The sequence below is a fragment of the Janthinobacterium sp. GMG1 genome (genome assembly GCF_034427795.1).
Classification (GTDB): domain Bacteria; phylum Pseudomonadota; class Gammaproteobacteria; order Burkholderiales; family Burkholderiaceae_D; genus Janthinobacterium.
Genome location: NZ_JAXQNT010000015.1, coordinates 83,941 through 106,976 on the forward strand (window position 1 = coordinate 83,941; position 23,036 = coordinate 106,976).

Sequence of the window (23,036 nt, forward strand, 5' to 3'; positions counted from 1 at the left end):
TTAAACTCATGATTATCATTCGATATTGGAATGCATCATGGATATCCGCTCCCTGCGCTACTTCGTCGAAGTGGTCGAGCAAGCCAGTTTTACGCGCGCCGCCGCCAGGCTGCACGTGACGCAACCCACCGTCAGCAAGATGGTCGCCCAGCTGGAACAGTCGCTGGACCTGGCCTTGCTCGACCGCGCGGGCAAGCGGTTTACCCTGACGGATGCGGGCCAGGTAGTGCTGTCGCGCGCGCATGAATTGCTGGCCCTGCACGCGGAGTTAAAAGTGGAATTGCGCGACCTGCAACATCTGGAACGGGGAGAATTAAGGGTCGGCGTGTCGCCGCAGACGCATTCCACCCTGGCGCCGTGGCTGGCCGAGTACCACCAGCGCTATCCCGGTATCGAGCTGAAAATGTATGAAAGCGGCACGCAGGCGATTGAGCGCGACTTGCGCACCGGCACGGTGGAGCTGGGCACCATGCTCGATTACCCGGGCAATGCGGCCACCTGGCAGGATTTCGAAGCCTTGCCCCTCGTGCGCTCGCCGCTGTGCCTGCTGGCCGCGCCCAGTTCTGCGTGGCAGGGACGCGCTTCCGTCGCCCTGGCCGAGCTGGCCGACAGCCCGTTCATTTTCTATGGCGCCGCCTTTGCCCTGAATGACATCGTGCTGGACGCCTGCCAGCGGGCCGGTTTCGCCCCGCGCATCACGGGCCGCAGCGGCCAATGGGATTTCATTGCCTCGCTGGTCAGGCTGGGCGTGGGTATCTGCCTGCTGCCGAAGATGTATTGCGACACGCTGGATCAAGCGCAATTTGCCGTCATTCCGCTCGCCGGTCCACCCGTGGAGTGGAATCTGATGCTGGCCTGGCGCCGCGGCGGGCGGCTGTCGTTTGCGGCGCGGGCCTGGCTCGAACTCGTCAGGGCGCGCATGGCGGACGCGGCCCGTTTACAATAGGCGCTCGCCAACCACCGTCAAGAATATGAAGAATATCGGTAAAACAAGACTGAAACGCACGGCCGGCTCGCTGCTGCTGGGATTGTTGTGCACCGTGGGTCTGATGAGCGAAATGGGCTACGCTCAGGCCGCCATTCCCGTGTATGGCTATTTCGTCAAGAATACCTATCCGCACGACCCCCAGGCGTTCACCCAGGGCTTGCTGTTCAAGGATGGCCACCTGTATGAAAGCACGGGCCAGAACGGCCAGTCTTCCTTGCGCAAGGTGGAATTGGCGACGGGCAAGGTCTTGCAGAAAACCATGCTGGACAAGACAGTGTTTGGCGAAGGCATCACGGACGTGGGTGATGAAATCCTGGGCCTGACGTGGATTTCGCAAACCGGCTATGTCTTCGACCTGAAGACCTTCAAATTGAAACGCAAATTCAGCTACCAGGGAGAAGGCTGGGGCCTGGCCAGCGACAGTCAATTCGTCTACATGAGCGATGGCACGTCCGCCATCCGCGTGCTCAATCCGAAAACCCTGGCCGAGGTGCGCCGCTTCGAGGTGAAGGCCGAGGGCCGCGCCATCGAGCGTCTGAACGAGCTGGAAATGGTCGACGGGCAATTGTTTGCCAATGTGTGGGGCGCGGACGTGATCGCCCGCATCGACCCGGCCAGCGGCAAGGTTGTCGGCTGGATCGACCTGACGGGCTTGCTGCCGCCCGGGCAGCGGGGCACGGCCAATCCCGATGCCGTGCTCAACGGCATCGCCTGGGATGCGCGCGGCAAGCGCCTGTTTGTCACGGGAAAACTGTGGCCCAAGCTGTTCGAGATCGAGCTGATCGAAATCCAGCGCCGTTGATGTTTCCTATCGGACAGTGTTGCTGGCGAGGAATCGTTTAGAATTCTGATTCTTCGCCCCGTGCGACCTTTACAGGATGCCATGCTGTCCCTATCTTTATGCCGCCTGGCGGCTGCCGCCAGCTTGCTTGCCGCCGTCCTGCCCGCCGCGCAGGCGCAAACATCCTACGTGCCGGTGATGACGCAATACGGCGATTTTGTCGTCACGCGTGACCGCCACGACCCGCTCGTTACCTTGACTTTCCGCAAGCACGGCTATTGGCCCGGCGGCGCGCGCGAAGTGGTGGAAGTGCGGCCGATCAAGGCCACGCGCGAAGGCCAGCCCATGCTGCTGGCCTTTACCAAGGGCTATACGGGGCAGGGCACGATATTGATCGGCGTGCAGAATGGCGAACCGCTGATGCGCCCCATCAGTCCCATGCAGCGCGACAACATGGTGCGCACGGAACGCGACCCCGAATGGGGCGTGCCGCAGCCGGGCAACAGCGAGGTGCTGCTGTTTCCCCGCGACGGACGCGCGCTCGATACGGGCACGGGCGAACTGCTGTGGTTTGACGTGCCGGGCAGCGTCAGGGGCGATTATCCGCATGCCATGCTCGTCTCCGTCTCGCCCGACGGGCGGCGCGGCGCCTATCTGACGAATGCGCTGACGAAGGTGGGCATCATCGTTGCCACGCGCGACGACGGCGTGGCCGGTGAGCTGGCCTTGCCGCCGGACACCTATCAACGGTGGCTGAAGCCCTTGTCGGACGCCGCTTCCGCGCAGGCGGGCGCCGCCATCAAGGCGCGCCAGGGCCGCACGGATTCGATCCGCATCCGGCGCGAGCTGGAACTGGCCTGGTTCGGCCAGCAATTTCAATGGAAACAAGGCAAGAACGGCTTGCAAGTGACGGGGCTGGGCCTCATTTCCGCGCCGCCGGAAGGAAAACAGCCATGACACTACCCAAACTGATCGCGGGCTGCTTCGCCGCCTCCTTGCTGGCCGGCTGCGTGCATGGCGAAATATTCCCGCAGGATTACCTGGCGCAAGATATCGACAAGCAACAAGCCTTGCTGGAACTGGACGTGGTCTTCGGCAAAGAGCCCGATGACAAGCTGGCGTCGCGCATGACGGCGCGCAATACCGTGGAATACGCGGGCGCGCCGCATATCGTCGTGCCGTTTTACCAGAAGGGACTCGGCTTCGACCAGGGTTTTGCCGGCACCTATATCTTTGCCGTCGTGTATCCCGTTGCCAAGGTCGAGACGGCCACGGCCAGCAGCCGCGTCTTCGGCCAGAAACTTGATGGCCAGCAGCCGGGCAGCCCCCGCTACCGCTTCCGCGTGCCGGGCAAGGCGCAGTGGAACAGCAATGAAACCTTCATGCTGGGCTTTGAGCGCAAGGGCCGCCGCGAAGAAATCACTTTCCGCTTCAGCAACGAGCAAAGCTGCCCGTCCGCCTTCCTGGCCACCACGCCAAAATATGGCTTTCCCATCAAGGTCGTCGCCACGTTCAAGGATAACAAAGGCTGCCTGAAAGTATGCGACAGCCGCGACCAGTGGCCGGGCTTCTGCGCCTTCCAGCCGCCGCCGGCGGCTTAACTATCATCGTGCAAGCCACGCGCCGGCGCTTGCCGGTGCGGCGCTTATACACGCGCGCGTTTTGCCGATTCTATTCAATTGTCATCGAATGGCAGCTGAAAACGCCTATTTTCATGGCCCAGGGCTGGCGGCATTGCCCCTTGCTCAGCGCATAAATCTTGCCGCAAAAGTATCTTTCTCAGGCGTATGATTTCCTTGCCGTGAACAGCGCCCGCAGATGGCGCGACCCGGCCCGATATCCGAAACGCATCCTTCCTGTGGAGATACAGAATGAAAATGCCCGTTTTAGGAAGCACCCAGCCCGCCATTACCAACCGCCCGCTCGACATGCTGGACACCGACAAGGCCGCCGTGCGCGCCATCGCCCAGGCAGCCGTCAGCGTGGAACTGTTCACCATACCCCTGTACATGGCCACCATGTACTCGATCCACGGCACGCACCAGATCAACTCGAAAGGCATCACCTATTATGAAGGCCGCCAGTGGCCGGGCATGGGCACCACGGCCCGGCCCGAGCTGAAGGAACAGAAGGCTTTCAATATCATCTTCAGCGTCTTCATCCAGGAAATGCTGCACCTGCAGATGGCAGCCAACCTGGCCACGGCCATCGGCACGGCGCCATGCTTCACGGGCTCGGAGCTTCAATCGCAGGACCACGGCTGGACCTGCTATGGCAAGGATCGCACGGTGATCCCGCACATCGTCGACTTGCAGGATACGGCCGATTACCGCCACGTGCGCGTCAACCTGGAAGAACTGAACACCAATCAGTGCGACCTGTTCCTCGCCATCGAGGAGCCCGAGGAGCAGGCACGCGCCCAACTGGCGGAGTTCGACAAGCACAACCACACCAAATACTTCCCGGAAGTGCCGCTGCCGGGCTGGACACCGGGCAAGCACGTGCAGGACTTGCCCCTGTTCGGCACCATCGGCTACATGTACGAATGCTATGCGCGCTACATCAGCATCGAATACACGGATGGCCAGACCCTGTGGCACAAGCTGTTCGTCAATGGCTCGGTGCAGCAGGACATGTTCAACAGCCAGGTCCAGGGCCACGCGCGGGCGGAATTTCCCCGCTTCGACACCTGCTTCGGCCCGCAGGACCAGGATGGCGGACAGACTGGCTCGTTCAACAAGGCCATCGACATGATGGCGGCCATCACGGACCAGGGCGAGGGCAGCGCAACAGCCATCCAGCGCTACCGCCGCGACGCGGCGCAGCGCCTGATGGCCGTGCAGCCAGACTACCGCGAAGACCTGGATGCCTTGAAGTGCGATTATCCGTCTTACGCGAACAATGGCAAGGATGCCGAATCGCGCGACGCGCAGGCGCGCCACGACAGCGCCCGGTTCGACCACTACGAGCGTTTCCGCCAGGTCAAGGCCATGCTCCCAGTGCAGACCTGGGCCCGCTGGCATGCGGAAGGCGGGCGCTGGAGCGCGGCCATGCTGACCAACGAGCGCTACAACCCGGCCACCGCACCACAGAACATCCCCGCGCCGGCCGCCGTGGCGGGCGCCCTGAACCGCCTGAAGGACGCCAGCGGCACCCTGGAGATGCTGAGCACGGTGGCCACGGGCGCCATCTATGGCATCACTTCCGTGCTGGACAAGTACTGGCTGAACCAGCAACTGGACTTCCCGTATCCGTCGATGGTGGGCGCGGGCGACCGCATGGCCATCTGCTGGGCCGTGCTGGGCCAGGCGCCGAACCTGGCGACGGGCGTGCCGCTGGCCGAGAAAAGCGTGCTGTACCATGCCTGCCAGGGCATGCACCTGGAAGGCGAAGCCTCGTCCACCTGCGCCGCACTGGCCGTCTATCACACTTGCCGGGGCTCCAACGGCTGCCACGCCCAGGGCGGCTGCGGCTTTGCCCAGGCCGACACGGGCGGCTCGTCCTGCGGCCACTCGGTCAAGCTTGCCGCGTCGCCGGGCACGCCATGCTATGTGCCGCCTCCGCCGCCGCAGCCCGATAAAGTCTATAGCGCGCCCAGCGACAACAAATGCGGCGGCTTCGGCGGCTGCGCCGTGCCGATTTCGGCCTCGCAGCTGTATCCGAACACCACGGGCAAGGAACCGCCCGCGCCCGCCACCATGACCCTGTACGACTTTGGCCCCGCGCCCGACCACCGCAGCATTCCGCTGGGCCAGACCATGCGCTTCGCGCTCGGCGACAGTGTCTACGACAAGGCCTGGGAAGCCTACGGCAAGGTGATGGCGGCGCGCGGCACGCCGGTGGGAGCGCCGCCGGCGCCTACCGACCTGCGCCTGGCCTTGCCGCCGTCGACCTGATGCAGCGCGCCATGCACACGGTGGCGCCACGCCTGGGCTTGCCGAACCTGGGCCTGGGCGTGGGGCTGCGCCCGCCGCACTATGCGCACATCCTGCGCCACGGGCCGCAGGTGGACTGGTTCGAGATCATCAGCGAGAACTTCATCGACAACCACGGCTATGCGCGCCATGTGCTGGAGCAGGTGGCCGCGCAAGTGCCCATCGTCATGCATGGCGTGTCGCTGTCGATCGGCAGCAGCGATCCCCTGAGCCTGGCCTACCTGCGCAAGCTGCGCCAGCTGGCCGAAGAGTTCCGGCCCGCGTGGATTTCCGACCACCTGTGCTGGACGGGCGCCGCTTCGCTCAACAGCCACGATTTGCTGCCGCTGCCGCTGGACGAGGCCAGTCTGCGCCACGTGGCGGGGCGCGTGCGCCAGGTGCAGGAATTCCTGGGCCGTCCCCTGATCCTGGAAAACCCCAGCAGCTACGTGGAGTTTGCCCAGTCCAGCATGCCGGAATGGGAATTCCTGGGCCGCCTGGCCGAGGACACAGGTTGCGGACTCTTGCTCGACGTCAACAATGTCCACGTCAGCGCGCATAACCACGGCTATGACGCGGCCCACTACATCCGCCAGTTGCCGCATGCGCACATCGTGCAGATTCACCTGGCCGGGCCGACCGTGTGCGGCGCCGTGCTGATCGATACCCACGACGCGCCCGTGCCGGCCGCCGTCTGGCGCCTGTACGCGCTGGCGCAGCAGCTGACGGGCGGCGTGTCGGCCCTGCTGGAATGGGATGCGAAGATTCCGCCATACCCGCAACTGCTGCTTGAACTGGACAAGGCGCGCGCGGCCGGGCGGGGAGAATTCGCCGCTGCAGTGCCAGCCACGGCTGCCGCCGCCGTCTCCACGCCGCTGGGTTTTCACCTGGAGGCGGCCCATGCGCCGTAGCGCCGCCAGGGACGCGCCCGCCGACGCTCCGCTGGCGCAATTGCAGGCGTGGTTCCTGACGGCCATGACGGCGCCGGGCGGTGCCGTGCATGGTGCACAGCTGGCCAGCGAGCGCCACGGCTTGACGCAGGAGCAAGTGCTGAAACAGGCGCGGGGCGGGCCGGCGCCGCTGCACATCCATGCGGACGGCTATGTGCAGCGCCTGCTCGAATGCCTGCAAGCCGACTACCCTGTCTTGCGCAAGGTCATGAGTGACGAGCTGTTCGTCTTCTTTGCCCGCGCCTATGTCTGGCGCCATCCGTCTGCGTCAGCGACCCTGTATGACCTGGGTGCCGGCTTTGCCGATTTCCTTGCCGCCAGCCAGCGTGCCGCCGGCGCGCAGGGGGACGCCTTGCGCTTTCCCGTCGAACTGGCGCAGCTGGAACGGGCGCGCAGCGAGGCGGGCAGGGCGCCCGGCATGGAAAAGCTGGCGCCGCCCATGCTGCCTTGCGGACTTGATTTGCTGCTGGGAAATGCACCGGCCTGGCGCCTGGCGCCGTGCACGCGGCTGCTGGCCCTGTCATTTCCCCTGTGTGCATATTGGCAACAGGCACAGGCCGCGCCGGACGACGCCGTGCCGGCCCAGCCGGATGCCAGGCCCGCCTTCGTCGCCATTTCGCGCATGCATTACCGGCTTGCCATGCAGGAGTTGCAGCCTTGGCAATTTTACTGCCTGCAAGCGCTGGCCGGCGGCGCGCCGCTGGCACAGTGCGCGGGGCAGGCGGCGCGGTCGAGCGGCCGGACGCCGGACGAGGTGCTGGCCGACGCCATGCTGTGGCTGCCGCTGGCGGCCTCGGCCGGGCTGATCACCGTTGATGCCTGAGTAGAAAGCGGCGGACGTAAAAAAGGCCGATGGAAATCGGCCTCGATGACAACTATAGGTGTTGCTTAGCGGTAAAACGCTTCGACTTTGCCCTTCAGCTTGATCTGCAGCGGACGGCCGCGGCGGTCGAGGGACTTGGTGGAAGCGACCTTGATCCAGCGTTCGCTGATGCAATATTCTTCCACGTCAAGACGTTCCTTGTCGTTGAAGCGGATGCCGACGTCGTTCTCGAACACGGCTGCAACGTGGTAAGGGCTGCTAGGGTCGATCGACAGGCGATCGGGCAATGGGGGTAAGGTGGTGGTATCGTTCATGGGCGTAATTATCGCCCAGAATGCCGATCCAGACAACGGGCAGCGCACGCTTATCTGCCCGCCCACAACATGGCGCAGGCGCATTTCCTTGCCCTGCCATCCTTCTTGCCTCACAGATGCCGCGTTTCCTGCGGCGGTGCGTCCCACACATCGTGCCAGCCATCGACAAAGGTGACGGCTACCCTGGCCAGTTCGGCGGCAGACGCATCGTCGAGGCAGTGACGCTGATGCCGACAAACGGGCCGCTGCGGGGCGTATCGCCGCGGCCGAACGGGCGCACGCCGCAGTGGCGGCAAAAATAGTGGCGTTCGCGGCCTGCGCCGAAGCGGTATTCGCTCAAATCCGCCTCGCCGGACAACAGGCGGAAGGCTGACGGGGGAACGTGGCTGGCCCAGCAGCGCACTTTCAGACAGAACGAGCAGTTGCAGCGCAGGCTGGGAGCCGCCAGGTCGATCTCGGCCGCGAAGCGCACTGCGCCGCAGTGGCAACTGCCATGACAGGTTTTTTTCATCGTGGCCTACTTTACAGCGTTGCCGTACTGTCATGCAACTGCTGGAATTGCGACAGTTGCTGCTGCATCAGCCGTGCATACTGGCCGCCCGCGCGCAGCAGCTCTGCGTGCGTGCCTTGCTGGCAAATTCGACCCTTGTCCATGACGATGATGCGGTCCGCTTTGACGATGGTGGAAAAGCGGTGGGCGATGATGATGGTGGTGCGCCCTTGCATCAGGGTATCGAGGGCGCGCTGCACCTGCTGTTCGCTGGCGGCGTCGAGCGCGCTGGTAGCTTCGTCCAGGATCAGGATTTTCGGCGCGCGCAGGATGGCGCGGGCAATCGCGATGCGCTGCTTCTGTCCGCCGGACAATTGCACGCCCCGTTCGCCCACGAGGGTTTCGTAGCCATCGGGAAAGGCCTCAATGAAATCATGGGCGTGCGCCAGGCGGGCCGCCGCCAGCATCTCCTCACGCGTCACCTGGCGATCCGGCACGGCAAAGCCGATATTGTCGGCGATGCTGCCGGAAAACAGGGCCGGTTCCTGTTCCACCACGGCCATCTGGCGCCGCAGCTGCGTCACGCCCAGCACCTGCGCATCGATGCCGTCGAACTGCAGGCTGCCCGCGCCAGGCTGGTAATGGCCGAGCACGAGGCTGGCGATGGTGGACTTGCCTGCGCCCGAGGCGCCGACGAGGGCGATTTTTTCGCCCGCACGGATGGACAGGCTGACGCCGTCGAGGGCCGTGGCTTGCGTGCGTTCGGGATACGAAAAACGCACGTCGCGCAGCGCGATATGGCCGGCCAGCGGCGGCTGCGGTGCCATCTCGGTCACGGCGCGGTGGCTGCGCAGGATATCGAAGATGCGGTCGGTCGAGCCCATGGTGCGCATCCACGTGTTCCAGAATTCGCTGATCGAGCCGGCCGTGTCCGTCACCATGCTGGCATAGATGACAAAGGCCGTCAGCTCGCCCACGCTCAACCGGCCCTGGCCGATCAGGTGGGCGCCGAAACACAGAGTGGTCAGCAGGGCAACGAAGGCGAGCAGCCCTTGCGCGCCCTGAAACACGGCCAGCAGCCGTGTGCCGGCCAGGGACACCTCCAGCAATTGCCGCATGGCTTGCGCGTAGCGGGCCATGGCGCCGCCTTGCTGGTTGAACGCCTGCACCAGGCGCGCATGGGCAAAGTATTCCTGCGCCACCTTGCCGCTGGCGGCCAGGGTGGCGGAAATGGCCCGCGAACGCTGCCGGTAATTACTGCCTGATAATTTGCCCAGATACAGGCTGACGGGAATGAACAGGGCCAGCGGCAGGCTCAGCATGGGTGACAGCTGCAGCAGCATGGCGATGCCGCCGACGAAGACGCACAGCGAGCGCAGGGCATTCGCCGCGCCGATGGTCAGGCTTTCATGCAGGGCCGACACGTCGGACGTGAGCCGGCTGTTCAGTTCGCCGCCATGGTGCTTGTCGAAGAAGGCGATGGGCTGGTTGATGACCACGTCGAACAGGCGCCGGCGCACGCCCATGACGATCATGTGGCCGCTCGATTGCAGCAAATAGAAGCGCGCGCTCGTGACCAGCGCATACAGCAGGCTGAAGGCCAGCATGGCGATCACCATGCCCGGCGTGATGCCGCGCCGCGTCAGTTCCGCCACGTTGTCGATGAAATACGCGATGGCTTGCGGGAAGGCCAGCTGCGCGCCCACGGTGAGGATCATGCAAAGCAGGCCGGCGGCAATGCGCCAGCGCACTGGATACAGCAGGCGCAGGCGTTCAAGATGGGGGCCGAAGTTCAGATGGCTCATGCGGCGCGCTCCTGAGACGGTTCCGCGTTCAGTTGTTCGACGAGGGCCAGCCAGTCTTCGTCGCCGATCAAACCGGCCGCTTCCACTTGCCCTTCGTAATTGACAAAGACATAGGAGGGAGAACTCATCAGCGGATTCACGCGCCGGTAGTCGCGCAGCGTCAGCCGCGCCGTGGCCGCTCGCAAGGCGTTGCCGGGTAAAAAGGCGCGCAGCCGGCGGACCGGTTCTTCACTGATCAGCCACACGGCCAGGCCTGCCTCGCGCGTCAGCGGCAGCAGCTGTTCGATGCCGGCCAGCTTTTCCGCGCATTTCGGACAGCGGCTGGCCAAAAACAGCAGCACGGCCGCCTGGCCGCTGGCACCCGGCTGGAAACGCGCACCGCCAGCCAGCGGACGGGCTAGCACGGCAGGCAGGGGCTGGCCCGGCACCAGCGCCGTGGGCGCGACGCGTTCGCGGCGGCTGGCGCGCAGCACTGCCAGGCTGAGCCAGATATTGCCGGCGAGGGCGAAGGCCAGCGCCGCCAGCACCAGTTGCAGGGTCGTGGCATCCATCAGTCGGCCTTTGCCAGAGTGGCGATGTCGTGCAGGGAAATCGTGGCCACGCAGACGATGGCCGCCAGTCCGGCGGCCAATACTGTGGTGGCGATGGACAAGGTCGTTTCTTGCGCCAGCGCAAAGTAGGCGCCGTTGATGCCGACCACCAGCACGTTGCGCAGCAAGTCGTACTGCGACACGGGCCGCGTCGCTTCGCCAAAGCAGCTGCAGCGCACCACGCTGTGCGTGAAATAGCGCCAGGCCAGGATAGCCGTGAGGGTACCGAGCAGCAAGAGCGACAGCAGCATCGGCAACTGGGTGCCCCCCGCCAGCAGCCAGCCGGCGAGCCATAATTCAGCCGCCACCAGGGCGGGCGCGGCCACGCTGGCGGCGGCGGGCGGCACGCCGAACGAGGTGGCCAGGTTGGCGCGAAAGTCACCGTAACTGCGCAGCTTGCCCACGCTGGCCGCCAGCAACAGCAAGGCAATGCAGTAGCGCGCGATATCGGATAAAAACGCAGCCAGTAACGTGGACAGCACGGGTGTCAGCATTGCGTGCTCCATAGGGGCGCGTAGCCGCCCGGACGCTGGCGCCGCAGTTGCACGCCGTCGCGCGACGCCAGCAGGGCATCGTTCCACGGCTCGTCGGGCGCGCTGCGCAGGGCGCCGCCTATGCTTGCCTGCAATTGCGTGGAAATGGCCCAGCCCAGCCGTTCGGCGTGGGCATCGCGTTCCATGCGCAAGCCCAGCTGCGCCAGTTCTTCGCGTGTCAAGGCATAGTTGTGCGAGTGATAACCCGTCACCAGTTGCGCGACGATGGCGCGCCGCGCCTCGGGTGTGGCCTCGGGCAATTGCCAGGCCAGCAATTCTTCGCCGATCTGCGCCAGCTCCAGGGTGGTGCGGTAAAAGGCCGTCAGGGAAGGGGGAAAGATGCTGCCGCACAGCAGGGACAGCGATTGCTGGCGCGCTTCGCCGGCATCCACGCCGAACCACTGCTGCGCCATGTCGCCGAAAGCCTTGATGTCCAGGCTGGACATGGAGCCGCCGTCGGCGCCATCGAGCTGCGGGTCGATGGGCGAGAACAGGGCCAGGTCGCCGGCGATGATCTCATCGGCGCCCAGGGTCAGCAGGGTGGCGGCCGACTGGCAGTGGAAGGGCACGATAAAACTCAGGTGGCGCGCATGCTGGCGCAGCAGGATGGCGATGCGGCGCGCCGCGTTGACGATGCCGCCGCGTCCGTGCAGCACCACGTCGAGGCGCGCCACGGGGCCGATGCCCTGACACAGCTCGTACAGGGCGGGCAGCAGTTCCATGTCCAGGTGCGAGGCGGCCAGGACAATGGCCCGGCTGTCGCGCGCCTGCTCCAGTTCGCGCAGCTGCGACGGCAGCAGGTTCAAGTCTGGCTGTGGCATAGCGCTCCTTCGATGAGGGTATCGGCCACGCATTCCAGCAGGGGCAAGGCGGGCACCAGTTGTTGTACATACAAAAATTGACCAACAGGATTGTTTTCCAGGAAAACATACTCACCGTCGGGCGTGACGATGAGGTCCAGCGCACCATACTCGAGGCCATAGCTGTGCACGAAAGCAAGGCAGCGCTGCTCTATCTCCGCTGGCAAGGTGCACGCCTCATAGCGGATGGGGGCCGACATGTCGCGCGAATCGATGGCCGTGCGGGCATCGTCCTGCGAATACAGGCGCGCGGCAAACAGGCGCTTGCCGATCACGGTGATCCGCAGCTCATATTGCTTGGCGATATATTCCTGGAACTGGCAGCTCAGCTCGCTGACGGCGTCCAGGCTGTCCAGCATGGCATCGTCGACGATGGTGGTGCCGATGCCGGCGCTGACCCTGTCCGCTTCCTCGACGGCTTCGGCGGCCAGGCTGGGCGTGGACATGCTCTTGAAAATGATGGGCCCGTTGACGGCCGCGCGGAAGGCGCGCACGTCGTCGGGCACATTGGTGATCACGGTGGCGGGCACGCGAAAGCCCATGCGCGCGGCCCGCGCAAGCTGTTCGCCTTTCCATTGGGCGCCGCGCAGGGCCAGCGGATGGCTGAGCCAGTAGCAATTGAGTCCGTACAGCACGCTGAAGATGGCTTGCTCCGTTTCCAGCTGGGCGTAGGCGCGTTCCTGCTGCGTCAGGTCGGCGCTGGCGTAGGCATAGTCGGCCGCCTTGCGCAGCCAGACGGCGCCCACCTGCTGCAAGTCAAGCCAGTCGCCCTCGGGCAGATGGCGCAGGCGCGCGCTGGCGCGGCCGTCCAGCAGGCGCTGGCACAGCTGGTAATCGCGGGGAAAGGCGTCGAGGTCGATACGGAAGGGGGCATGGCCGCGCGCGGCGAGGATGGCTTCGACCAGGGCGGCGTGCAGATCGCCGCTATGGCTGATAATCAAGACCTTTTTGTGCATGTAGGGGGGCCTGCAGTAGCGGAAAATCGGGAAGATGAAAAAGCCTTGCCGTGGCAAGGCTTTCAGCTGGAACGTATCAGCAGAACTCGCCGCCGTCACTCGAGCCGATGCGCGAATAGCGGTATTGCTCCTCGCTGTCGACCGCCGTGCAGCCGGCCACGGCGACACCGTCGCGCACCTTCCAGGGCGCGGGAAGGGCAGGCTTTTCCTGTTCCTTCTTTTCCGCCAGTTTGAATGCGAACAGCTTGGTTTCTTTGTGCATGGGAATATCCTATATGAATGGTTGCGATTTGATTTTTTCCGGAAATACCTGTTTAAAAAAGGAATCTCCAATTGGCAGGTGTTTATATATTCCCTGCGCGCAGAAAAGCCGCTCCGGAATTGGAGTCGGCGCCAGTTTGAATATGAGGGATTAGATGAAACCCACGCCGGACGGGGGTTGTGGCGTGCCAGTGATCAGCAATACTGGCCGCGGTCGTTTGGCTGGAAGCGCGAGGAATCGCGGTACTGCTCAGCTTCCACCGCGGTGCAGCCGGCCACGGCGACGCCGTCGCGCACCTTCCAGGCGGTGGCGGGCGCTACCAGTTTTTGTACCTGTTTTTCAGCCAGTTTGAATGCGAACAATTTGGAGTGGTTCTGTTTTTGCATTGTACTATCCTCTTGTGATGGTTAAGTACTGCTTGCGCTGTATGCCATGGTATATGGCCATTCGATATTAGCGCCTGAATAAATAAGCGTCAACTTGAAATCAATCGTATTCTCGATTATCTATTTCAAATACTCACCAAATATCACGCAGGCCATTTATTTTATTGCGGTGCGATAAATAATAAGGATGTCGATCTAAATGAGCGGCAGGGTGCTTGATTATTGCCAGCAAACGGATCGACCATACCCGCGGCGAGGCACTATAATGGCGCCTGTTGAATGGATAGGGCAGGACTCACCTTATGGAAATGGCCATCACAGACAGCTTGCGGCAGCTGGCATATGCGCAGGCCGCCGCGTTCGTACGGACACTTGACCGGCGCGATCCTGTTGCGCTGCAACGCGACTGGGGCCTGTCGCCCGGCGTGGCCGACGAGATCATCGAGATGCTCGACAGCTACTTTGTGGCCAACCAGGCGTTGTCCCTGACGCCGCTGGCGCAAGCCTTCGTGCCGGGCAAGGGTGGCCGCGCGGCCGTCGATGTGTATGCCACCGATGCCGGACCGCTGGGCCTGGAATGCATGCTGCTGGCCGATGGCCAGCCGGGCGAAGCGACCTTGCACCTGGAAATGTCCGGCCACGACGGCGCGCTGCGCCTCCATTATCAATACATCGGATCCTGAGAACAGCATGAGCACACCGATCAGCAAAACACAGCAGCGCATCTGCGACAAATTCGGCTTGCCCGCGCAAGCACCGGAGCCCATGGTGGCCCTGGCCATCGGCAGCCTGGACCAGTCGCCCATCTATGGCACGCGCGTCGCGCTGCCGGAAAACGGCACCATCAGCTGGTTCATCCACTGCGGCGAACACGACGATGCCAGCGGCTTTTACCAGCCCCTGCATGCGGAACACTTGCACGACATGCTGCCGCAAGTGGTCGATTACCTGGCCTTGCCCAGCGGCGCCAGGTTCATCCTTGACCGCGAAGGCTACGAAGACGTGTGGCTGGAAGAGTGACTTTCTGACCGGCAAGATTGTCGTTGACGTTGATAAATAGGTATGGGATGCTGCGATTCCGTTTTCCACTGTCGAAAGCCGTATCTTGAACCCACGCTTCCCGTCTTTCCTGCTCGTCATGGCGCTTGCCGCCGTGGCTGCTCCCGTCACTGCAGCGGTCACTGCCGCTCCCGCCAACCAGCAGAAAGTGTCCAACGCGGAGCAGGAGGTTGCCGCCTTCCTGCGCAGCGAAATGCAGGAGCGCCAGATTCCTGGGCTGCAACTGGCGGTGATCCAGGGTGGCAAGGTGGTGTTGACGCGCAATTTCGGCCTGGCCAGCCTGCAATACCAGGTGCCCGTGACGGAGACGAGCCTGTTTTCCATCAATTCGGCAACGAAATCGTTTGCGGGTGTGGCCGTGATGCAGCTGGTGCAGGAGGGCAAGATCGACCTGGCGGCGCCCATTGGCGAATACCTGACGGGGCTCCCGCCAGCCTGGCAAGCCGTGACGGTGACGCAACTGCTCAACCATACCTCGGGCTTGCCCGATGTGCTGGACCAGCGCAGCGGCAAGCTGGTGGGGCCGCTGCCGGACGATGGCGCTGCGGCGTGGACTGCCGTGCAGGCGCTGCCCGTGGAAGCTCAGCCAGGCGAGCGCTTCCGCTATAACCAGACCAATTACGTGTTGTTGGCGCAATTGATCGAGCGACAAGGCGGCCAGCCCTTTACCACTTTCATCCAGCGCCGGCAGTTCGACGTGGCCGGCATGCGGCACAGTGGCTTTGGCGACGCGAAGGACGTGGTCGCCAACAAGGCCAGTTCCTACGTACTGGACCGGGGAGGCAAGGGTTACCGCAATGTGATCGAAGACTTTCCTGTGTTCATGCGCGCTGGCGCCGGCATCAACAGCAATGTGGGCGAACTGGCGAACTGGCTCATCGCGCTGCAGTCGGGACGCTTGCTGGCGCCCGCCAGCGTGGAGAAACTGTGGCAGCCGACCAGCTTGAAGGACGGCAAGCCGGCGCCGTGGGCGCTGGGCTGGCCCAGCATCGGCCGCAGTGAGCACCGCGCCGTGGCCGGCATCGGCGGCGCCCGCTCGGCCTTTTATGTGTATCCGGACGATGGCCTGGCCGTCATTATCCTCAGCAACCTGGCCGGCGCCCAGCCGGAGCAGCTGATCGATACCATCGCAAGCTTCTACATTCCCGGCCTGCGCCAGCAGCGCGGCGGCGCGTATGCGGCGCACCTGCTGCGCAAGCAGGCGGCCATTGACGGTTTTGACGGGCTGGACAAGAAACTGGCGGCCATCCGGCGCCAGCACGGGCTGTCGGAACCCACGGAAGACGACTTGAATGCCTGGGGTTACCGCCTGCTGGGACGGCAGCAAGCGAAGCAGGCGGCGGCCGTCTTCCAGCTGGGTGTACAACTGTACCCGCAAGGGGCGAATGGCCACGACAGCCTGGCCGAAGCGTACGAGGCGGACGGCGCGAAGGCGCAGGCCATCACGCATTATCGCCGTTCGCTGGAACTGGATCCGGGCAACACGCACGCCGTGGCGCGCCTGCGCGCGCTGGGCGTCAATTAGCCGGCAGTCTTGCCGTGCTCGGCCCCGTGCATGGCCAGGTAGGCGGCCAGGTTGTCATCGGCGATGCCCAGGGCGCGCAAGACTTCCGCCGTGAAACTGACGGGCGCCGTGCCGGGCGCCGTGATGACGCGCTGGTCGGCCACGGCCCACGGCACATCCTGGTAGAGGGCGGCGCCCGCATAGCCGGTTGCCGTCAGGTTGTCGGCGGAATTGGAGGTGTGGCGTACGGTGTCGAGCACGCCAGCCTGCGCCAGCACGCGCGTGCCGTCGCAAATGCCGGCCAGCACGATATTCTTGTCGCGGGCGGCGCGCAGCAACGGGCCCAGGTCGGGCGCCTTGCCGCTTTGCCAGTGGCTGCCGCCACACACCATCAGCAAGTCGAGTTCATCGAGCACAATTTCTTCCAGCGCCAGTTGCGGCGTGACCAGCATGCCGCCGGACGAGGTGACGGGCAAGCCGCCCGGCGTGGCGAACTGCGTGTAAAAGCCGTAATACAGGCGCGCCGTGGAATTGAGCAGGGCGGTTTCCCAATCGGCAAAGTTCTCGGTCAGTATGGTGATGGCACGTGTCATGAAAAGTCCTGTCGCTGGTGGAGATATCAATAGTAATACAGGCTCGTTGGCCTGCTGGTGCCGAAATCATAATAAAAAGCACTGACAATTTCTGTCAGGAGCGCGCAGGAAATAATGGTACAAGTTACAACGGACTGCGCTACAATCGCTGGCCCGTCGCACGGGCATGTCTCCCTTGAATGCCTACTATCTATCGCCCCATGCTGATTCTGTTTTGCCGTGTCCTGTTCAGCATTGCTGGCCTGCTGCTGTTCTTCCTCTTCGATCAGTTAAGCGCGAACGAATGCCTGAAATTGAGCGTGTTACTCGCGGCCTTCCTGCTGGGCGTGGGCGGCGTGCTGCATGCGTGGCGCCGCAGCCCGAGCGCGATCTCCGTGCTGGTGCGCGTCGTCGTGCCCGTGTTTTACCTCGATGCCGCCATCAAGGGCTTCTTGCGTGGCTATTTTGGCATGCGGCCGAATCCAAATGCCGTTTTACAGGCGATGTTTGCGACAGATCAAGCCGAAACGGGCGAGTTTTTGCTGCACAACAGCGTTGCCCTGGCGCAAGCAGCCGGCTGCTTTGTGCTCGTGACGGCGGCGGTGCTGCTGGCCGACCGCCAGTTGCAGCGCTGGCACGCTGCGCGCGCCGTTGCGGCGCCGGGCCTGCCGCAAAAATGCCTGGCCGCCAGCATGGCCGTCTTTCTCGTGCTGCTGCACGTCAACACCACCATGCGGCGCGAAAATCCGGCCCTGTTCTGGCCGCTGCGCTATCAGCAGTACAGCGCGCAGCTGCAAGCGATGCAATCGATGCAGCACGCGCTGACGGCGGCCATGTCCGCGCCGCGCGACTGGGATGTACGCTACGCAGGCGAGGATGCCCGCACCGTCATCTTGGTGATCGGCGAGAGCACCAACCGCGCCTCGATGTCGCTGTATGGCTATCCGCGCGCCACCACGCCCCAGCTCGACGCCATGCGCTCGAAGCTGCTGGTATTCAATGACGTGATTTCGCCGGCCGCCAGCACGGTGGAATCGATGATGACGATGCTGACGCCCGCCGATATCGGCAACCCCGACGCGTGGATGGCCAAGCCGAACTTGCTGATGCTGGCCGAGGCGGCCGGCTACAAGACGTTCTGGGTGTCGAACCAGACGCGCAACGATGGCTGGATCGGGCTGCTGGCGGGCGAGGCCGATGAGAGCGACTTCATCAACTATGGCACTGGTCGCGGCGAAAACAATTTTGATGGCAACCTGTTCCAGCCCTTCGCCCATGCGCTGCGCGACGAGGCGCCGAAAAAGCTTATCGTCGTGCATTTGCTGGGCGCCCATCCCAGCTACGACATGCGCTACCCGAGCCGCTTCGCGCATTTCGACCGGGCGCACGACGCCGTCAGCGCGCAGATGGAACACCAGGGCAGGTCAAGCTGGATACGCAACCAGCGCGACGAGTACGACAACGCCATCCGCTATGGCGATTATGTGCTGGGCACCCTGATCGGCATGACGGAAAAGGCCAAGACCGACCGCGCCGCCTCGCTGCTGTTCGTTTCCGACCACGGGCAGGAAGTGGGCTACAGCCGCAATCACGCGGGCCATTCCGCCTCGGACAAGAGCGGCTATGAAATTCCCATGCTGATCTGGGACAACCAGCAAGCGCCGCAATCGGCGGCCGTCCGCGCCGCGCTGGAAAACCGGCCATACCAGACGGACAAGCTCGATGCGACCGTGCTGGGCTTGCTGAAGATCGAAACGCGCTATTACGCAGCGCAGGACGATATCCTCAGCAGCGCCTTTTTGCCCGTACAGCGCTTCATGAATGGCTTGCGCTACCAGCGCGCCGCGCCGCTGGCCCGCTGACGCCGCAATGCAAAGGCCCGACGCCGCCGCAGAAAGCGGCGGGGCCGGGCCCCTGGGGTGTTGCGGATGCCTTACGGATTACTTCTCGGCGAACGCGCGCTCGACCACGAAGTCACCAGGCGTCGAGGTATTGCCTTCCTTGAAGCCACGCGCTTCCAGCATTTCCTTCAGGTCGCGCAGCATTTCCGAGCTGCCGCAGATCATCACGCGGTCTTCGGCCGGATTGAGTGCCGGCACGCCCAGATCTTCGGCCAGCTTGCCGTTCTCGATCAGTTCGGTGATGCGGCCCATGTTGCGGAAGTCTTCGCGCGTCACGGTCGGGTAGTAGCGCAGCTTGTCGCTGACCATTTCGCCCAGGAACTCATGCTTCGGCAAATGCTCTTCCAGCAAGTCGTGGTAAGCCAGTTCATCGACCTGGCGCACGCCGTGCACGAGGATGAGCTGGTCGAAGCGCTCGTAGATGTCCGGATCGCGCACGATGCTGAGGAATGGCGCCAGGCCGGTGCCCGTCGACAGCATGTACAGGCGCTTGCCTGGCAGCAGGTAGTCGGACACCAGAGTGCCCGTCGGCTTGCGGCCGACGATGACGGTGTCGCCCACTTGCAAATGTTGCAAACGCGACGTCAAAGGACCGCCTGGTACCTTGATGCTGAAAAATTCCAGGTGGTCTTCGTAATTGGCGCTGGCGATACTGTAGGCACGCAGCAGGGGCTTGCCATCGACGCGCAGGCCGATCATGGTGAAGTGACCATTCGAGAAACGCAGCGATGGGTCGCGCGTGGTGGTAAAGGAGAACAGGGTATCCGTCCAGTGGTGCACGCTTAAAACGCGCTCTTCATTCATCGAACTCATAGTATTTGTTGGCTGGTCAAAAAAATGGTTAGTTGCTGGCAACTGCTGGCAAAAGTGAAACCCTGTGTAGGCCCAGACGCTATTGTACCGGCCTCCACACGAAATTGTTACCGTCTATCGCCGCCAATGCTGCCGCACACGGTGCCAACATTATAGTGCGGATGGCAAGATCGGGCTGGATTTCGCCCGGAAACGGGCTGTGGGCATGCGGACTCTTGACCTGGCTCAGTTTTTCAAGGCGCCGCGCCAGGGCTGCCGCCAGCGCATGCCGGCGCGGCCGTGGCGGCGCCCCGGAAGCGCCGGCGCAGGGCAGCATTGGCCGGGTCGGACACGTAGCGGGCCACGAGGGCGGCCGCCAGCGCCGTCGCGGCCAGGAACAGCGCCAGCCACGGCAGCCGTTCCGCGTAGCCCAGGCCCGCCTTGTCGACCACATTGCGCATGCCGGCCAGCACGATGATATGGAATAAATACAGCTCATAGCTGTGCCGTCCCAGCCATTGCAGCGGGCCGCAGCGGCCCTGGCCCGCCGTCTGGCCCGCCGTGGCGCCCACGATGTAGGCGGCGCCAGCCACGGCGATCCACGTAAAACCGAACACCTCATGGCCACCGATGCCGCGCACGTACAGGGCCGCCAGGACCAGGCCCGCTGTCCAGCGCAAGAATCGCCCGGCCCGCGCACCTGGTTGCCAGCGTTGCGTCAGCAGGGCCGTCAGGCAACCGATGGCGATGGCGTCGAAGCAGGCAAGGTAGCCGTACATGAAGTAAATCTCGTTGTCCGCATGCAGGCTGCGGTACACGGGGCCGGCGACGATGGCAGCGCCGCACAGCAGCGTGATCCAGTGCCGTCGGCGCAGCAGGCGGCACGACAGGGGCAGCAGCAGATAAAACATTTCTTCGACCGATAGCGACCAGTACACGTTCAGGCAGTAATTGAAATAGCCGGCGCTTTGCATCAGCACGTTGTGCCAGAAGGTCAGGATGGAAGCGATGGCGATGACGAAGTAACTGGCGGGCAAGTCCTTGCCGCCATCGGAATTGGCAAAGAAGGGCACGTCGAGCACGCCCAGCAATACGATGATGGACAGGGCCAGCAGCAGCGCGGGCAGCAGGCGGGCGATGCGGTAGACATAGAACGCCGCCAGGTCGATGCGCGCCAGGTCACCCCAGCGCCGCAGCGAGGTCGATGTGATCAAATAGCCGGAAATGACGAAAAACATGGTCACGCCGTAATTGCCCTGGTAGGCGGCTTTCAATAGCCAAGTCGGCAGAAGGCCGAGCGGGCTGTTCTTCAAGCCGTAGGCCAGGGCGAAGTGCAATACCAGCACGCACAGGATGGCGGCGCCGCGCAGGGCGTCGATGTGATTGTTGCGGGTATGCAATGGCATCCTCGTGGGGGCGGGCGGCAGGAAGGGCGATTATGTGAGAGATGCCGCGCGCAGGTCAACGATTTTGCAATTGCCGGCAAAGGCGCGCCGAATGGAGCAGGAGACGGGCAGTCTTGCGTGTATGATATTGCCGAACAGAATTGTTGGGCATCTGTCATCTTGCGGGCGCGCTTCTTGTGCCTGCCGGCCCATGAATCTGCGTGCACGATTCCTGCCGCCACGATGCCCGACCCACAGCGAAAGGTAATAAAGATGTATAAAACAGTGCGCGACCTGTTCCTGCATTTTAAGGAAGCCGTCCCATTCCGCCTCGTCCCCGCCCTGATCTGCACGATCTTGCTGGTGAGCATGCTATTGCTGCCGGCGCCCGATGGCTTGACGCCCAAGGCCTGGGGCCTGGTGGCGATCTTCCTCACCACGATTTTGGCGATCATATTAAAAGTCATGCCGATCGGCGTGATGGCCATGATGGCCATCGTCATCGTGTCGCTGTCGCAAGTGACGTCGACCTCGTCCAAGGGCGCCATCACGGATGCGCTCAGCAGTTTCTCGAATCCCCTGATCTGGCTGATCGTCGTGGCAATCCTGATTTCGCGCGGCCTGAAAAAGACGGGATTGGGCAGCCGCATCGGCCTGCTGTTCATCTCGCTGCTCGGCAAGCGCACCATGGGCATCGGCTATGGCCTGGCCATCTGCGAACTGGTGCTGGCGCCATTTACGCCAAGTAACACGGCACGCGGCGGCGGCATCGTCCATCCTGTCATGAAATCGATCGCCAACGCCTTCGATTCGGACCCGGCCAAGGGCACGGAAAAGAAGGTCGGCACCTACCTGGCCCTCGTCAACTACCACGCGAACCCCATCACGTCGGCCATGTTCCTGACGGCCACGGCGCCCAATCCGCTGGTGGTCGACTTCGTGGCCAAGGCCAGCGGCCAGAGTTTCCACCTGACATGGACGACCTGGGCCCTGTGCATGCTGCTGCCGGGCCTGGTCTGCCTGCTGGTGATGCCGCTGATTATTTACTGGCTGTCGCCGCCGGAACTGAAAGCCACGCCGGACGCCGTCACCTACGCCAAGGCGGAGCTGAAAAGCATGGGCCCGCTGTCGCCGTCGGAAAAAGTCATGCTGGGCACCTTCGCCTTGCTGCTCTTGCTGTGGGCCAACGTGCCTGCCATGCTGTTCGGCCCCGCGTTTTCGCTCGATGCGACGGTGGTCGCCTTTGTCGGTCTGTTCGTGCTGATCATTACCGGCACCATCGACTGGGATGACGTCTTGTCGGAAAAGAGCGCCTGGGACACCCTCGTGTGGTTCGGCGCGCTCGTCATGATGGCCGAGCAACTGAACAAGACGGGCGTGATCGCCTGGTTCTCGGCCGGCATGAAGGCGGCGATTGTCGCCAGCGGCATGGACTGGCTGCCGATCGCCGGCGTCCTGGTGCTGGTGTTTGTCTTTTCGCATTACTTCTTCGCCAGCACGACGGCCCACATCAGCGCCATGCTGCTGGCCTTCCTGACGGTGGGCCTGCACCTGATCCCGGCCGAATACCACGTGCCCTTCATGCTGATGATGACGGCCGGCTCGGCCATCATGATGACCCTGACCCACTATGCGACGGGCACCTCGCCCATCATCTTCGGCAGCGGCTTCGTGACCATGGGCAACTGGTGGCGCGTCGGCTTCATCATGTGCGTGGTGGAACTGTTGATCTTTGCCGTCGTCGGCACGACCTGGTGGAAGGTGCTGGGCTACTGGTAAAGCAGGCGGCTCGTCACGGCAGCTGGCCGCGCACGACGTGCAGCAGATATTCGCGCGCGGCAGCCCGTTCCATGCCTTTTTCCATCAGCAGCGGCAACAGGCGCGCAAACAGCTGGCGCCGCTCCTGGCTGGCCTCGGAGGTGCTGCGCCGGTCCGAAAAGAAATCCATCAGGGTCGAACCGCACAGGCAATTGCGGTAGACCTCGACGATGGCCACGTTGTTATCGTCGAAGCTTTGTTTTAGCCCGGAGACATTCTGGCGCATCGCCTGCGTCTGCCCGATGAATTCGTCCGCCGTGGCGAAGACGCGCCCGCAACAGGCGCAATGCTTGGGAAAGGCGGCTTCGGCCAGGGCGCGCAAGCCTTCGAAGAACAACTGATCCGGCATGCTG

Annotated in this window: 25 protein-coding genes; 12 read left to right on the top strand and 13 right to left on the bottom strand. The window is 63.6% G+C overall.

Features of this window, described 5'->3' with window-relative positions; all coding sequences use genetic code 11:
* The first annotated feature begins 37 nt into the window (after nucleotides 1-37).
* The 7 genes from SJI03_RS26800 (at nucleotide 38) to SJI03_RS26830 (ending at nucleotide 7,456) form a co-directional block, all read left to right on the top strand.
* Nucleotides 38-946, top strand: coding sequence for a LysR family transcriptional regulator (locus SJI03_RS26800; RefSeq protein WP_322429224.1), 909 nt, complete (start codon nucleotides 38-40; stop codon nucleotides 944-946).
* Between the two features lie 25 nt (nucleotides 947-971).
* A complete protein-coding gene (locus tag SJI03_RS26805) occupies nucleotides 972-1,790 on the top strand; it encodes a glutaminyl-peptide cyclotransferase (RefSeq protein ID WP_199534235.1) in 819 nt (272 codons plus the stop codon).
* An 81-nt stretch (nucleotides 1,791-1,871) separates the two neighbouring features.
* A complete protein-coding gene (locus tag SJI03_RS26810) occupies nucleotides 1,872-2,726 on the top strand; it encodes a hypothetical protein (protein ID WP_322429225.1) in 855 nt (284 codons plus the stop codon).
* Complete coding sequence (locus SJI03_RS26815; RefSeq protein ID WP_322429226.1) at nucleotides 2,723-3,370, top strand: hypothetical protein; 648 nt, start codon at nucleotides 2,723-2,725, stop codon at nucleotides 3,368-3,370. The genes SJI03_RS26810 and SJI03_RS26815 overlap by 4 nt, the downstream gene beginning before the upstream one ends.
* Nucleotides 3,371-3,640: 270 nt before the next feature.
* On the top strand, nucleotides 3,641-5,665 hold the full coding sequence (locus SJI03_RS26820; RefSeq protein WP_322429227.1) for a ferritin-like domain-containing protein: 2,025 nt from the start codon (nucleotides 3,641-3,643) through the stop codon (nucleotides 5,663-5,665).
* Nucleotides 5,665-6,594: a DUF692 domain-containing protein gene (locus tag SJI03_RS26825; RefSeq protein WP_322429228.1), complete on the top strand. Its 930-nt coding sequence runs from the start codon at nucleotides 5,665-5,667 to the stop codon at nucleotides 6,592-6,594. Before SJI03_RS26820 ends, SJI03_RS26825 begins: the two co-directional genes overlap by 1 nt.
* A complete protein-coding gene (locus tag SJI03_RS26830) occupies nucleotides 6,584-7,456 on the top strand; it encodes a DNA-binding domain-containing protein (RefSeq protein ID WP_322429229.1) in 873 nt (290 codons plus the stop codon). The genes SJI03_RS26825 and SJI03_RS26830 overlap by 11 nt, the downstream gene beginning before the upstream one ends.
* Nucleotides 7,457-7,521: 65 nt before the next feature.
* Here SJI03_RS26830 and SJI03_RS26835 read toward each other — a convergent pair whose 3' ends face one another.
* From SJI03_RS26835 to SJI03_RS26875, 9 genes are all read right to left on the bottom strand, one after another.
* Nucleotides 7,522-7,770, bottom strand: coding sequence for a DUF3297 family protein (locus tag SJI03_RS26835; RefSeq protein ID WP_010398340.1), 249 nt, complete (start codon nucleotides 7,768-7,770; stop codon nucleotides 7,522-7,524).
* A 178-nt stretch (nucleotides 7,771-7,948) separates the two neighbouring features.
* Nucleotides 7,949-8,281, bottom strand: coding sequence for a GFA family protein (locus SJI03_RS26840; RefSeq protein ID WP_322429230.1), 333 nt, complete (start codon nucleotides 8,279-8,281; stop codon nucleotides 7,949-7,951).
* Between the two features lie 11 nt (nucleotides 8,282-8,292).
* Nucleotides 8,293-10,065 carry an ABC transporter ATP-binding protein gene (locus tag SJI03_RS26845; RefSeq protein WP_322429231.1) on the bottom strand — a complete coding sequence of 591 codons (1,773 nt, stop codon included), beginning with the start codon at nucleotides 10,063-10,065 and terminating at the stop codon, nucleotides 8,293-8,295.
* On the bottom strand, nucleotides 10,062-10,616 hold the full coding sequence (locus SJI03_RS26850; protein ID WP_322429232.1) for a hypothetical protein: 555 nt from the start codon (nucleotides 10,614-10,616) through the stop codon (nucleotides 10,062-10,064). Before SJI03_RS26850 ends, SJI03_RS26845 begins: the two co-directional genes overlap by 4 nt.
* Nucleotides 10,616-11,149, bottom strand: coding sequence for a MauE/DoxX family redox-associated membrane protein (locus SJI03_RS26855; RefSeq protein WP_322429233.1), 534 nt, complete (start codon nucleotides 11,147-11,149; stop codon nucleotides 10,616-10,618). The genes SJI03_RS26850 and SJI03_RS26855 overlap by 1 nt, the downstream gene beginning before the upstream one ends.
* Complete coding sequence (locus tag SJI03_RS26860) at nucleotides 11,143-12,009, bottom strand: SDH family Clp fold serine proteinase (RefSeq protein WP_322429234.1); 867 nt, start codon at nucleotides 12,007-12,009, stop codon at nucleotides 11,143-11,145. The genes SJI03_RS26855 and SJI03_RS26860 overlap by 7 nt, the downstream gene beginning before the upstream one ends.
* Nucleotides 11,991-13,004, bottom strand: coding sequence for an ATP-grasp domain-containing protein (locus tag SJI03_RS26865; protein ID WP_322429235.1), 1,014 nt, complete (start codon nucleotides 13,002-13,004; stop codon nucleotides 11,991-11,993). The genes SJI03_RS26860 and SJI03_RS26865 overlap by 19 nt, the downstream gene beginning before the upstream one ends.
* Nucleotides 13,005-13,080: 76 nt before the next feature.
* The gene (locus SJI03_RS26870) at nucleotides 13,081-13,266 is read right to left on the bottom strand and encodes a hypothetical protein (protein ID WP_099376727.1); all 186 of its coding nucleotides are present in this window, start codon (nucleotides 13,264-13,266) and stop codon (nucleotides 13,081-13,083) included.
* A 194-nt stretch (nucleotides 13,267-13,460) separates the two neighbouring features.
* On the bottom strand, nucleotides 13,461-13,652 hold the full coding sequence (locus SJI03_RS26875) for a hypothetical protein (RefSeq protein WP_099376728.1): 192 nt from the start codon (nucleotides 13,650-13,652) through the stop codon (nucleotides 13,461-13,463).
* A 302-nt stretch (nucleotides 13,653-13,954) separates the two neighbouring features.
* Here SJI03_RS26875 and SJI03_RS26880 point away from each other — a divergent pair, with 302 nt between their 5' ends.
* The 3 genes from SJI03_RS26880 to SJI03_RS26890 all read left to right on the top strand — a co-directional run bounded on the left by SJI03_RS26880 (nucleotide 13,955) and on the right by SJI03_RS26890 (nucleotide 16,236).
* Nucleotides 13,955-14,335: a hypothetical protein gene (locus SJI03_RS26880; protein WP_322429236.1), complete on the top strand. Its 381-nt coding sequence runs from the start codon at nucleotides 13,955-13,957 to the stop codon at nucleotides 14,333-14,335.
* 7 nt (nucleotides 14,336-14,342) lie between these two features.
* Nucleotides 14,343-14,672, top strand: coding sequence for a hypothetical protein (locus tag SJI03_RS26885; protein ID WP_322429237.1), 330 nt, complete (start codon nucleotides 14,343-14,345; stop codon nucleotides 14,670-14,672).
* A gap of 85 nt (nucleotides 14,673-14,757) precedes the next feature.
* Nucleotides 14,758-16,236, top strand: a complete 1,479-nt coding sequence (locus SJI03_RS26890; protein WP_322429238.1) for a serine hydrolase — start codon at nucleotides 14,758-14,760, stop codon at nucleotides 16,234-16,236.
* Here SJI03_RS26890 and SJI03_RS26895 read toward each other — a convergent pair.
* Entirely contained in the window at nucleotides 16,233-16,808 is a 576-nt protein-coding gene (locus tag SJI03_RS26895) for a type 1 glutamine amidotransferase family protein (protein ID WP_099376732.1), read from the bottom strand. The genes SJI03_RS26890 and SJI03_RS26895 overlap by 4 nt on opposite strands.
* Before the next feature lie 179 nt (nucleotides 16,809-16,987).
* On the opposite strand from SJI03_RS26895, the gene SJI03_RS26900 reads away from it, so the two are divergent.
* Complete coding sequence (locus SJI03_RS26900; protein ID WP_099376733.1) at nucleotides 16,988-18,649, top strand: phosphoethanolamine transferase; 1,662 nt, start codon at nucleotides 16,988-16,990, stop codon at nucleotides 18,647-18,649.
* Nucleotides 18,650-18,727: 78 nt separating this feature from the next.
* Here SJI03_RS26900 and SJI03_RS26905 read toward each other — a convergent pair whose 3' ends face one another.
* Both SJI03_RS26905 and SJI03_RS26910 read right to left on the bottom strand, forming a co-directional pair.
* On the bottom strand, nucleotides 18,728-19,501 hold the full coding sequence (locus tag SJI03_RS26905; protein WP_058051074.1) for a ferredoxin--NADP reductase: 774 nt from the start codon (nucleotides 19,499-19,501) through the stop codon (nucleotides 18,728-18,730).
* Nucleotides 19,502-19,734: 233 nt separating this feature from the next.
* Entirely contained in the window at nucleotides 19,735-20,886 is a 1,152-nt protein-coding gene (locus SJI03_RS26910; RefSeq protein ID WP_322429239.1) for an acyltransferase, read from the bottom strand.
* Nucleotides 20,887-21,138: 252 nt separating this feature from the next.
* On the opposite strand from SJI03_RS26910, the gene SJI03_RS26915 reads away from it, so the two are divergent.
* A complete protein-coding gene (locus SJI03_RS26915) occupies nucleotides 21,139-22,644 on the top strand; it encodes an anion permease (protein WP_322429240.1) in 1,506 nt (501 codons plus the stop codon).
* 13 nt (nucleotides 22,645-22,657) lie between these two features.
* On the opposite strand, the gene SJI03_RS26920 is transcribed toward SJI03_RS26915, so the two are convergent.
* A complete protein-coding gene (locus SJI03_RS26920; protein ID WP_099376736.1) occupies nucleotides 22,658-23,032 on the bottom strand; it encodes an oxidoreductase in 375 nt (124 codons plus the stop codon).
* Nucleotides 23,033-23,036 lie beyond the last annotated feature (4 nt).

What these genes read in the sequence shown, in the direction of transcription:
- SJI03_RS26840 (WP_322429230.1), bottom strand. Translation starts at nt 8,281, where the DNA reads ATGAAAAAAACCTGTCATGGCAGTTGCCACTGCGGCGCAGTGCGCTTC.
- SJI03_RS26855 (WP_322429233.1), bottom strand. Translation starts at nt 11,149, where the DNA reads ATGCTGACACCCGTGCTGTCCACGTTACTGGCTGCGTTTTTATCCGAT.
- SJI03_RS26920 (WP_099376736.1), bottom strand. Translation starts at nt 23,032, where the DNA reads ATGCCGGATCAGTTGTTCTTCGAAGGCTTGCGCGCCCTGGCCGAAGCC.
- SJI03_RS26900 (WP_099376733.1), top strand. Translation starts at nt 16,988, where the DNA reads ATGCCTACTATCTATCGCCCCATGCTGATTCTGTTTTGCCGTGTCCTG.
- SJI03_RS26895 (WP_099376732.1), bottom strand. Translation starts at nt 16,808, where the DNA reads ATGACACGTGCCATCACCATACTGACCGAGAACTTTGCCGATTGGGAA.
- SJI03_RS26880 (WP_322429236.1), top strand. Translation starts at nt 13,955, where the DNA reads ATGGAAATGGCCATCACAGACAGCTTGCGGCAGCTGGCATATGCGCAG.
- SJI03_RS26805 (WP_199534235.1), top strand. Translation starts at nt 972, where the DNA reads ATGAAGAATATCGGTAAAACAAGACTGAAACGCACGGCCGGCTCGCTG.
- SJI03_RS26830 (WP_322429229.1), top strand. Translation starts at nt 6,584, where the DNA reads ATGCGCCGTAGCGCCGCCAGGGACGCGCCCGCCGACGCTCCGCTGGCG.
- SJI03_RS26865 (WP_322429235.1), bottom strand. Translation starts at nt 13,004, where the DNA reads ATGCACAAAAAGGTCTTGATTATCAGCCATAGCGGCGATCTGCACGCC.
- SJI03_RS26905 (WP_058051074.1), bottom strand. Translation starts at nt 19,501, where the DNA reads ATGAGTTCGATGAATGAAGAGCGCGTTTTAAGCGTGCACCACTGGACG.
- SJI03_RS26910 (WP_322429239.1), bottom strand. Translation starts at nt 20,886, where the DNA reads ATGCCATTGCATACCCGCAACAATCACATCGACGCCCTGCGCGGCGCC.
- SJI03_RS26825 (WP_322429228.1), top strand. Translation starts at nt 5,665, where the DNA reads ATGCAGCGCGCCATGCACACGGTGGCGCCACGCCTGGGCTTGCCGAAC.
- SJI03_RS26915 (WP_322429240.1), top strand. Translation starts at nt 21,139, where the DNA reads ATGTATAAAACAGTGCGCGACCTGTTCCTGCATTTTAAGGAAGCCGTC.
- SJI03_RS26875 (WP_099376728.1), bottom strand. Translation starts at nt 13,652, where the DNA reads ATGCAAAAACAGAACCACTCCAAATTGTTCGCATTCAAACTGGCTGAA.
- SJI03_RS26820 (WP_322429227.1), top strand. Translation starts at nt 3,641, where the DNA reads ATGAAAATGCCCGTTTTAGGAAGCACCCAGCCCGCCATTACCAACCGC.
- SJI03_RS26860 (WP_322429234.1), bottom strand. Translation starts at nt 12,009, where the DNA reads ATGCCACAGCCAGACTTGAACCTGCTGCCGTCGCAGCTGCGCGAACTG.
- SJI03_RS26845 (WP_322429231.1), bottom strand. Translation starts at nt 10,065, where the DNA reads ATGAGCCATCTGAACTTCGGCCCCCATCTTGAACGCCTGCGCCTGCTG.
- SJI03_RS26815 (WP_322429226.1), top strand. Translation starts at nt 2,723, where the DNA reads ATGACACTACCCAAACTGATCGCGGGCTGCTTCGCCGCCTCCTTGCTG.
- SJI03_RS26850 (WP_322429232.1), bottom strand. Translation starts at nt 10,616, where the DNA reads ATGGATGCCACGACCCTGCAACTGGTGCTGGCGGCGCTGGCCTTCGCC.
- SJI03_RS26885 (WP_322429237.1), top strand. Translation starts at nt 14,343, where the DNA reads ATGAGCACACCGATCAGCAAAACACAGCAGCGCATCTGCGACAAATTC.
- SJI03_RS26835 (WP_010398340.1), bottom strand. Translation starts at nt 7,770, where the DNA reads ATGAACGATACCACCACCTTACCCCCATTGCCCGATCGCCTGTCGATC.
- SJI03_RS26810 (WP_322429225.1), top strand. Translation starts at nt 1,872, where the DNA reads ATGCTGTCCCTATCTTTATGCCGCCTGGCGGCTGCCGCCAGCTTGCTT.
- SJI03_RS26870 (WP_099376727.1), bottom strand. Translation starts at nt 13,266, where the DNA reads ATGCACAAAGAAACCAAGCTGTTCGCATTCAAACTGGCGGAAAAGAAG.
- SJI03_RS26800 (WP_322429224.1), top strand. Translation starts at nt 38, where the DNA reads ATGGATATCCGCTCCCTGCGCTACTTCGTCGAAGTGGTCGAGCAAGCC.